Raw genomic sequence first — 9,176 nt, 5'->3', positions numbered from 1 at the left:
GCCAGCATCATGACCTGGGTGTGATACAGCAGCTGGGCGATTTCCTCTGCGGTCTGCTGCCGACTTTCGTACCGGGCCGCCATCCAGACCTCGCCGGCTTCCTCCACCAGTTTCTTCCCGATCTCGTGGGGCCCCTGGATCAGGCGGGCCACGGTGCCCGAATCCGGGTCCGCGGTTATCTTCTTTTGCTGCAATAGCCAAAACAGTTCTTCAAAACTTTTCATGATCCGGTCCCGTATCTGGCATCCGCATACTCCACCCATCCGCCGGCAGCCACCAGGGCCCGGTCAAACTCAGACACGGAAAAGGCGATCCTTGTCTGTTGGCCTTGTTTTTCCACGATCAGCTCGCCTGTCTCCAGGTCTGCATAAATTTCCGTGTCCGAACCGGCAAATTCGGTAAAAAACCGGTCAATGGTTTCTTCGGGCAGATCGATGGCCAGCATGCCGCAGTTAAACATGTTCTGCCGGAAAATCCGGGCAAAACTTTCCGCAATCACCATATGGATGCCGTTGACCTCCAAAGCCCAGGGGGCATGCTCCCGCGAAGAGCCGCAGCCGAAGTTGGCCCGGGTCACGATCACCCGGCAGCCGGCAATGTCTTTTGCCGGATCAAAGCCTTCGAGGTTCAAATCCTCGAGCAGGTAGGGCTGCAGTGCCTCCTTGGAGATTTCGGTTAAATACTTGGCAGGAATAATTTCGTCTGTATTGATATCCGACCGGTCCAGAAACAGGGTTTTGCCGCCGAACGTATGCATATGCATTGGCCTCGCTGGTGATTTTTAGGTTCCGTAAAGTGCCGAATTGGTAATATGGCCGGCAAGGGCAGTGGCCGCGGCAGTGGCCGGGCTCATCAAATGCACCATGCCGCCTTTTCCCATGCGGCCGTAGAAATTGCGGTTGGTGGTGGAGGCGCAGACCTCCCCTTCTGCGATCACCCCGCAGCTCATGCCCAGGCAGGCGCCGCAAGTGGGGTTGGCCACGCAGAAGCCGGCATCCATGAAGGTTTTGATAATGCCTTCATCCAGGGCCTTTTGATAAATCTTCGGGGTTGCCGGAGACACAATGCCCCGAACCGAATTGCTGATCCGCCGGCCGGAAAGCACCCGGGCGGCCACCCGCAGATCCTCTATCCGGCCGTTGGTGCACGAACCGATATAGATTTGATCCACGGCAGTGCCCTGCATTTCCGAAACCGGGCACACTTTGTCCGGCTTGTAGCCGTAGGTGAGCTGCGGGGGCAGATCCGTGACATCAAATTGCAGCACCTGCTGGTAAACAGCGTCTTGATCCGGTTGCCACCTGCGATAATCTTCCAGCGCAGCTTGCCGGGAGTCATACTCTGTGCGGATAAAAGGCCAGAGGTATTCCACGGTGGTCATGTCCGGATAGCAAATGCCGCAGGTGGCCCCGGCTTCAACGGCCATGTTGCACAGGGTCATGCGCGCCTCCATGCTCATGGCCGCCACCACCGGACCGGCAAACTCAATGACACAGTCAGTGGCCCCGTTAACCCCGATTTGGCCGATGATATGCAGAATCACATCCTTGGCAAACACCCCGTCTGCCAGCTCACCGGTGATCTCAATTTTAATGGAATCGGGATAGCGAAACGCACAGACCCCGTTTAAGATCCCCACCTCCAGGTCGGTGGTGCCCACGCCGGCGGCAAATGCGCCGAATGCACCGTGGGTGCAGGTGTGCGAATCGCCCATGATAATGGTATAGCCGGGCCGGACAAATCCTTTTTCCGGAAACAGGGCGTGACAGACACCGTTTCTGCCGATATCGAAAAAATGCTCGATATGATGGCGCAGGGCCCAGTCCCGCATGATCTTTCCCTGCATGGCGGTTTTGGAGTCCTTGGCCGGGGTCACATGATCAATGACCGCCATGATGCGCGAGGGGTCAAAAACCCGGTCCTTTCCCCTGGCAATCAGGTCGTTGATGGCCACCGGCGTGGTGATTTCATGGCAGAATACCGCATCCATGCCCAGCACATACATATCCCCGGCCGGGTTGTCGACCCGGTGAGCGTCGAATATCTTTTCTGCTGCTGTTTTACCTGTATTTTCCGGCATCTATGATTCCCACCCCCCGATCATGTGCATATGCAGATGAAAAATTTCCTGGCCTCCGCCCTTTTCCACATTGAAAAACAGTCTGTACCCGGTGGTGCTCACCCCGGTTTTGGCGGCCATGTCCCTGGCGGCAAAAATCAGCTCCGAAAGAATCGGGGCATCGGTCTCTTCCAGGTCGTTGATGCTGCGAATATGACGCTTTGGCACAAACAGCAGATGCACCGGCGCCAGGGGGTTGATGTCTTTAAACACCACCAGGTCATCGGTTTCCATCAACAATTCCGTATCCATTTCTTTGTTTGCAATCTTGCAAAACAGGCAATCAGACGCCATAACTCCTCCCTGCGGCACAATTATCGGATTTTGCGATACCCGGGGATGGGCAGCGGACACTCATCAGCCGGTTTTCACCACCAGCACTGCGGTTTTGCCCAATGCCCGGATCAGTTTGATGCTGATGTCGCCCAGAACGAACTCTTCCTGTTTGGACATTTTTTTTCTGCCGATCATCACCATGTCAAAATCCCCCTGGTTATAATAATCAATGATTCCTTCGGTAATCGTCGGATAGGGCTCCTGTATCAGCTCGATGCGGATTTTTCCGGGATCAAAGCCCTTTTCCTCCACAAGGCGCTGCCGGGCCTTTTCAAGCATTTCCTGCATGCGTACCGGCAGCTCTCCCATAAATTTTTTGCCCATCAACTCCTCGCCCGAGCTGGGCTTGCGGAAAATATGGACAAAAGTGATCTCCGAGTCCGGACAAATGGACATATTGATTAAAAAATTCACCAGCCCCCGGGAACTGACCGAATCATTTAACGGAACCAGTATGGAAAAACCCAATGCCTTATCCTCCATGCATGTATGCCCGTTTTCCTTTTATCACGCCAGACAGAAGCCGGCAACCGCGTTGCGCAGATCGTCGAGAAATTCGTCAATGTTTTCATAAAACACCTGGGTTCCCCGGGAAAAATGCATCAAAATATCATTTAATCCTTCGGGTACATAGGGATAGATTTTTTTCAGATTCATGAACCGGGACTTGTCAAGCAGGGAAAAATCGTCGGCATTGATGCGCTCCAGCAAGCCCGGGTAACTGTCCGGGTCCGTGGCAATCATGTAGAGCTCAATAAATCCTTTGCCCATGGCATAAAGCAAAATATTTCCCATGCCGATCAAATCCAGGCTGAACGGATTTTCCGGTGCATCATAATCATAGTCAAAATCAATCCACACGTATTTTTCGGTTTCCTGTTCCACGATGAGATGGTCGTTGCGGATATCGCCGTGCCGCAATCCATTGATGTGCAGTTTTCGTATGGCCTCAAATGATTCAAGGAGCGCCTCCAGAATTGCCGGCAGTCGGGTTTCAAAATAAGTGCGGTGATCCATGACCAGGTTTCCGAGCTTGACAAAGAAATTGGTGCCCCGCACGATGTCGAGCACCCGGATGTTGTTTCCCTTTTCATCCCAAAACGATGAGCCCTGCATGAAAAATGGATGGTCCTCCACAAGCTCGAGTATCCGGCTTTCCTTTTCCGGGTTCCGGAAACAGCGGATTTTCACACCAGCGAGGGATGTGTAAAAGCTTTCAAAAAAGGCAAATTTTAAAAGTTTTCTTTCCCCGGTTTCCACATCCACGGCCCGCTTGACCCAGAATTTGGGGTCTTCGATGCCAAAGCGCCGCTCCCGTTCAAATCCGGTAATCCGGTATCTCCGTTGCCCAAGGACGATTTCGTCGCCGCAGTCAATACAGGAAAAATCCCCGAAGTCCGGCGTCAACACCGCCATCAGGAACTCCCGCGGATTCTGGGCGGCAGATTGTCAATGGCCATTTTGATCTGTTCCACAAAATTTCTCAGCCCGTTGGCCTCAATGACCACTCCGAGCTGACAGGCCATGACTTTCAGCGAATCCACATCCTCATCATGCATGCAGAGCCGGTCACTGTGGTAGATCCGGATAAGGCCGGTATTGATGTTGTGGTACTTGATGGGAATCGACATCATGGAAACAATGCCTTCCCTGGCTGCCGCCTCGGGATACTGCACCCGTTCGTCACACTGAAAATCCTCCACCACCTCCACCTTGCCGGTGTAAAAGGCGCATTTTTTCGGATCCGCAAAAACCGGACCCTTTTCCACGTAAGCCTCGCTGATGCCGTGGCTGCTGACCCGAAACAGCTCCTGCTCAATTTCGTCGAGAATCATGATACTGGCGCCTTTTACCCCGAAAGTCCGGCACAAGCCTTCAGCAAGGTGGTTGACCAGCTGGGTGAAATCCTCGTAAGTGGCAATGGCCAGGCTGATTGACTTGAAATGTTTCAGGTAAAACTTGCGTTCAGGCCCGTGATTCATGCAAACCTCCTTTAATCGCCATCAAGGGGCCGTTTTTGACACATCCAGAGGCCCCGGGGGGATCAATACCGACCGTTTCCGGATCCGGAAAAATCCGAAAACGGGACCACCCACTTGTCCCTGGGGGTCGGTTTTTTCAGGGAAGTTTGCAGCTGGCGCAAAAATACCTTTCTGGGCACTTCCCGGGCCCCCATCCATAACAGGTGGGCTGTTGCCACCTGACAGTCGATCATATCAAATTGATTTTTCTCCATGTGCCGGCAAAGGGCCACCAGGGCCACCTTGGAGGCGTCTCTGGCCCGGGTGAACATGGATTCGCCAAAAAAGCAGCCGCCGAGACACACCCCGTAAAGCCCGCCAACCAGTTGTTCGTTTTGCCAGGTTTCCACGCTGTGGGCGTATCCGTCTTCATGAAGCCGGCAGTAGGCCTCGATCATGTCATCGACCAGCCAGGTCTCCTCGTTGTTTTCCAGGCGCACCCGGGCGCACTGCCGGATCACCCGGCCAAAAGCGGTATCACTTGTGACACGGAAGCAGCCGCTTTTGATGGTCCGGCGCAGGCGATCGGGTACATGCACCTGCCCGGGATACAAAACCAGACGCGGATCCGGACACCACCACAGAATCGGGTCATAAGGCGAATACCACGGAAAAATGCCGTTTTCATAAGCCAGCAGCAACCTTTCCCGGCTTAAGTCGCCGCCAATGGCCAGCAAGCCGTTTGCCGCCGCAAAATGCGGCGGCGGAAACGACACTTTCTCGGAAAGGCGAAAGATTGGCATGGTCTTTTAGCTGAAAGAAAACATCAGCCGGTCATCTTTGACCTTTATAAAGACCTCGCCGCCCTTTGTGAGCCGGCCGAAAAGGATCTCGTCGGTGAGCACGTCCTTGATTTCCTTCTGGATCAGCCGGTCCAGGGGCCGGGCGCCAAAATGCGGATCATGGCCCTTTTGGGCCAGCCATTTGCGGGCATTGGCCGAAAGCCGCACAAAGACCTTTTTCGTCGCAAGCTGCGGGGCCAGTTCATCCATGAATTTGTCCACCACCTGTTCCATGATCTCCTGGGTCAGGGGCTGGAAATTGATGGTGTCATCGAGCCGGTTACGGAACTCCGGGCTGAAAAAATTCTCAATGGCCCTTTTGCCCTTTCGACCAGGGTCCTCGGGCTGCCTGCCGCCAAACCCGATGGTGTTGGCCGCCATTTCCCTGGCACCGGCATTGGATGTCATAATCAGAATTACGTTCCGAAAATCGGCCACCTTGCCGTTGTTGTCGGTCAACGCCGCGTGATCCATGACCTGGAGCAGGATGTTATACATGTCAATATGGGCTTTTTCGATTTCATCGAGCAGCAGGACCGCATAGGGATTTTTCCGGATCTGCTCTGTGAGCAGCCCGCCCTGTTCAAAGCCGATATAGCCCGGTGGCGCACCGATAAGCCGGGCCACGGCGTGTTTTTCCATATACTCGCTCATATCAAAGCGCAGAAACTTCACCCCGAGGTTGGCGGCCATCTGCCGGGCCACCTCGGTTTTGCCCACACCCGTGGGACCGGTGAACAAAAACGAGCCAATGGGCCGTTCAGGCGCACCCAGGCCGGCCCGGGATCGCTTGATGGCCGTCACCAGGGAGGCAATGGCGCTATGCTGGCCGAAAATCTTTTCCTCAAGCCGGGGCTCGAGACTGGCCAGGTTGGTCTTGTCCGTGGAGGTCACCCGGTTGGCCGGCACCCGGGAAATCTTGGCCACCACCTTTTCCATGTCCGTGGGCTGCACCCGCTTTCTTCTGCCCGAACCGGTGAGCCGCAGCAGCACCCCTGCCTCATCCATGACATCAATGGCCTTGTCCGGCAGATAGCGCTCATTGATGTACTTGGCCGACAGCTCGGCTGCAGCCTTTAAAGCGGCATCCGTGTATCCGATGCAGTGATGTTGCTCATAGTAAGATTTCAGTCCCTTTAAAATTTTAACCGTGTCATTGACGGAGGGCTCGGAAATCTCAATTTTTTCAAACCTGCGGGAAAAAGCCCGGTCCTTTTCAAAGAAGTTCTTAAACTCCTCATAGGTGGTCGAACCAATGCAGCGCATCTCCCCGCTTGCCAGTGGGGGCTTTAAGATATTGGAGGCATCCATGGACCCGCTGCTGGTAGCCCCGGCCCCAACAATGGTGTGGATCTCGTCAATGAACAAAATGGCGTTTTCCCGCTTTTGCAGCTCATTGATCACGGATTTGAGCCGCTGCTCAAAATCGCCCCGGTACTTGGTGCCCGCCAGCAGCGCCCCCAGGTCCAGGGCATAAATGCGTGCGCCCTCTAGTAAATCCGGAATCTGTCCTTCGGCAATGCGCTGGGCCAGGCCCTCGGCCATGGCGGTTTTGCCCACTCCGGGGTCACCCACAAACACGGGATTGTTTTTTCGTCTGCGGCACAGCACCTGCACGGTACGGTCCATTTCCACCTGCCGGCCGATCAATGGATCGAGCCGGCCGCACAAGGCCTGTTCCACAAGATCCACTGCATAGACTTCCAGGGGATCGGCTTCCTTTTTCTTCTGCTTTTTGCCCGTGGTAATGCCGGTATCCGAGCTTTCCTTAAACATTTCATTGGATGTGCCGTGGGAAATCACGTTTAACACGTCCAGCCGGGTAATGCCCTGGGCGGCCATGAAATAAGCCGCATGAGATTTTCGCTCCTCCAGGATGGAGGCCAGAATGTCGCCCACGTACACGGATTCCTTCTCCGCGGACCGGGCGTGGTTGACCGCCCGCTGGATCACCCGCTGAAAGCGGATGGTCTGCTGGAGGATATATTCATGGTCATTGGGTACTTTTTCCAGTTTTTCGTCAAAAAACCGCTCCAGCTCCTGCTGGATGGTTTCCACATTGCCGCCGCAGGATTCGATAATCTCGCTGCCAACGCTGTCTTGAAGTATGGCATGGAGCATGTGCTCCACGCACACATACTCATGACGTCTTTTCCGGGCCTCTTTAACGGCCTGGCTCAATACGATGCTCAGTCCCTTGCTGATCATAGGCTACACCTTTTCCATAGAGCTTTTCAGCGGAAACCCTCTTTCAGTAGCCAGTTGATGGACCGTTTCAATCTTTGTTTCCGCCACTTCATAAGTATATACGCCGCACACCCCTGCTCCGGATCTGTGAATCCGCAGCATGATACGGGTGGCTTCCTCGAAAGATTTCTGAAATAGGGTCATCAACAGCTCCACCACAAAATCCATGGTAGTATAATCGTCATTGTGGAGCAGCACCCGGTACATGGGCGGCTCCTGAAGTGATTTCCGGGTCTTTGAAATTACTTTTTCTTCGGTTCCCGGCCTGTTTTCCTGCATATTTCCTCCGCTTCACCGAAAACACCCCTCTTGCCTGAAAAAATAATTTCGCGCAAATTTTCGGGATTTTAATTCAATATAAACACCGATAGCCGGACTGTCAGCCCGGATAATTAAAATTATAAAATCATTGGCACACAAAATTCAACCCAAATTCATCATATGCGGCCTGCAGAAAGGATCACCAACAGGACAAAATGAAAGGAAACAGGGAAAAGAGGCCTATTTGCCGCAGCACTTCTTGTACTTTTTACCGCTGCCGCAGGGGCAGGGATCATTGCGGCCCACCTTGGCCGCCTGGCGCTTGTGGGGCTTTTTGGCCGCAGCCTCACCGCTGCCGTGGGAAAATGACATTTCCTGCTCTTCGGGCTGAACCAGGTCATCGACTTCGGCAGAGGGGGCAATCTGAATCCGGAACAATATTTTGAGAGTTTCCTCCTTGATCCGGTCGATCATCTCCTGGAACATGGCAAAGGCTTCGCGCTTGTAAACCATCAGAGGATCCTGCTGGGCGTAACTGCGCAGCCCGATGCCCTCCTTGAGATGATCCATGGACAGCAGGTGATCCTTCCAGAGGCTGTCCACGGTCTGGAGCATGACAATTCGCTCCAGATGGCGAAACTCTTCTTCGGGCAGCATTTTTTCCTTGTCGTGATAGGCCGCTGTGGCTTCATCGGCAATCCGGCGGGCAAGAACCTCAGCGTCCAGTAGTCCTTCCAGGCGTCCGGGACTCAAATCGATTTTAAAATTAAACTGCCGGAACACGGCATCTGACAAAGTCTTTAAATCCCACTCCTCTGCCGGGGTTTTTTCCTGGGCATAGGTCCAGGCAATCTGTTCGGCCTTTTCTTCAATCATCTCCAGGATAACGGGCCGGAGGCTGTCGTCGCTTAACGCCTGCTGGCGCTGGCGGTAAATCACTTCCCGCTGCTGGTTCATCACATCGTCGAAATCCAGAAGCTGCTTGCGGATATCGAAATTGTGGGCCTCGACCTTGCGCTGGGCGTTTTCAATGGCCCGGGAGATCATCTTGTGCTCGATGGGTTCGCCTTCGTTCATGCCCATGCGGTTCATGATCCCGGAAATCCGCTCGCCGCCGAAAATCCGCAGCAGATCGTCTTCCAGGGAAAGATAGAATCGTGAAGAACCGGGATCGCCCTGCCGCCCGGAACGGCCCCGGAGCTGGTTGTCAATCCGCCGGCTCTCATGGCGCTCCGTGCCCAGGATGTGCAGCCCTCCGAGTTCGACCACCCCGTCGCCGAGGACAATGTCGGTTCCCCGGCCGGCCATGTTGGTGGAAATGGTCACTGCGTCCTTTTGGCCGGCATTGGCGATGATTTCGGCTTCAGCCTCGTGGTTTTTGGCGTTTAACACATTGTGGGCGACACCGCG

The 9,176-nt window shown here is 54.3% G+C and carries 11 protein-coding genes; all 11 read right to left on the bottom strand.

Going from position 1 to position 9,176, the window contains the following annotated elements:
* Positions 1-224: phosphoribosyl-ATP diphosphatase (locus tag R6U41_RS07170; RefSeq protein WP_410269151.1), on the bottom strand; the 224-nt coding region annotated here is incomplete at its 3' end.
* On the bottom strand, positions 221-757 hold the full coding sequence (locus R6U41_RS07165; protein WP_410269150.1) for a 3-isopropylmalate dehydratase small subunit: 537 nt from the start codon (positions 755-757) through the stop codon (positions 221-223). The genes R6U41_RS07170 and R6U41_RS07165, both read right to left, overlap by 4 nt.
* A 24-nt stretch (positions 758-781) precedes the next feature.
* Positions 782-2,080, bottom strand: coding sequence for a 3-isopropylmalate dehydratase large subunit (locus tag R6U41_RS07160; protein WP_410269149.1), 1,299 nt, complete (start codon positions 2,078-2,080; stop codon positions 782-784).
* Positions 2,081-2,413: a histidine triad nucleotide-binding protein gene (locus R6U41_RS07155; RefSeq protein WP_410269148.1), complete on the bottom strand. Its 333-nt coding sequence runs from the start codon at positions 2,411-2,413 to the stop codon at positions 2,081-2,083.
* A 63-nt stretch (positions 2,414-2,476) separates the two neighbouring features.
* Positions 2,477-2,923 (bottom strand): universal stress protein, encoded by a 447-nt coding sequence (locus R6U41_RS07150; RefSeq protein WP_410269147.1) that lies wholly within the window; start codon positions 2,921-2,923, stop codon positions 2,477-2,479.
* A gap of 39 nt (positions 2,924-2,962) precedes the next feature.
* On the bottom strand, positions 2,963-3,871 hold the full coding sequence (locus R6U41_RS07145; RefSeq protein ID WP_410269146.1) for a protein kinase: 909 nt from the start codon (positions 3,869-3,871) through the stop codon (positions 2,963-2,965).
* Positions 3,871-4,437, bottom strand: coding sequence for a GAF domain-containing protein (locus tag R6U41_RS07140; protein WP_410269145.1), 567 nt, complete (start codon positions 4,435-4,437; stop codon positions 3,871-3,873). The genes R6U41_RS07145 and R6U41_RS07140 overlap by 1 nt, the downstream gene beginning before the upstream one ends.
* A 62-nt stretch (positions 4,438-4,499) precedes the next feature.
* A complete protein-coding gene (gene aat / locus R6U41_RS07135) occupies positions 4,500-5,219 on the bottom strand; it encodes a leucyl/phenylalanyl-tRNA--protein transferase (RefSeq protein ID WP_410269144.1) in 720 nt (239 codons plus the stop codon).
* Positions 5,220-5,225: 6 nt separating this feature from the next.
* Positions 5,226-7,466 carry an ATP-dependent Clp protease ATP-binding subunit ClpA gene (clpA, locus tag R6U41_RS07130; protein ID WP_410269143.1) on the bottom strand — a complete coding sequence of 747 codons (2,241 nt, stop codon included), beginning with the start codon at positions 7,464-7,466 and terminating at the stop codon, positions 5,226-5,228.
* A 3-nt stretch (positions 7,467-7,469) separates the two neighbouring features.
* The gene (clpS, locus tag R6U41_RS07125; RefSeq protein ID WP_410269142.1) at positions 7,470-7,784 is read right to left on the bottom strand and encodes an ATP-dependent Clp protease adapter ClpS; all 315 of its coding nucleotides are present in this window, start codon (positions 7,782-7,784) and stop codon (positions 7,470-7,472) included.
* Between the two features lie 222 nt (positions 7,785-8,006).
* Positions 8,007-9,176: SEC-C metal-binding domain-containing protein (locus R6U41_RS07120; protein ID WP_410269141.1), on the bottom strand; the 1,170-nt coding region annotated here is incomplete at its 5' end.

The organism is Desulfosalsimonas sp., assembly GCF_046483245.1.
Lineage (GTDB): Bacteria > Desulfobacterota > Desulfobacteria > Desulfobacterales > Desulfosalsimonadaceae > Desulfosalsimonas.
This window is presented reverse-complemented; position numbering and strand designations above follow the sequence as displayed.

What these genes read in the sequence shown, in the direction of transcription:
- R6U41_RS07165 (WP_410269150.1), bottom strand. Translation starts at nt 757, where the DNA reads ATGCATACGTTCGGCGGCAAAACCCTGTTTCTGGACCGGTCGGATATC.
- clpA (WP_410269143.1), bottom strand. Translation starts at nt 7,466, where the DNA reads ATGATCAGCAAGGGACTGAGCATCGTATTGAGCCAGGCCGTTAAAGAG.
- aat (WP_410269144.1), bottom strand. Translation starts at nt 5,219, where the DNA reads ATGCCAATCTTTCGCCTTTCCGAGAAAGTGTCGTTTCCGCCGCCGCAT.
- R6U41_RS07160 (WP_410269149.1), bottom strand. Translation starts at nt 2,080, where the DNA reads ATGCCGGAAAATACAGGTAAAACAGCAGCAGAAAAGATATTCGACGCT.
- clpS (WP_410269142.1), bottom strand. Translation starts at nt 7,784, where the DNA reads ATGCAGGAAAACAGGCCGGGAACCGAAGAAAAAGTAATTTCAAAGACC.
- R6U41_RS07140 (WP_410269145.1), bottom strand. Translation starts at nt 4,437, where the DNA reads ATGAATCACGGGCCTGAACGCAAGTTTTACCTGAAACATTTCAAGTCA.
- R6U41_RS07155 (WP_410269148.1), bottom strand. Translation starts at nt 2,413, where the DNA reads ATGGCGTCTGATTGCCTGTTTTGCAAGATTGCAAACAAAGAAATGGAT.
- R6U41_RS07145 (WP_410269146.1), bottom strand. Translation starts at nt 3,871, where the DNA reads ATGGCGGTGTTGACGCCGGACTTCGGGGATTTTTCCTGTATTGACTGC.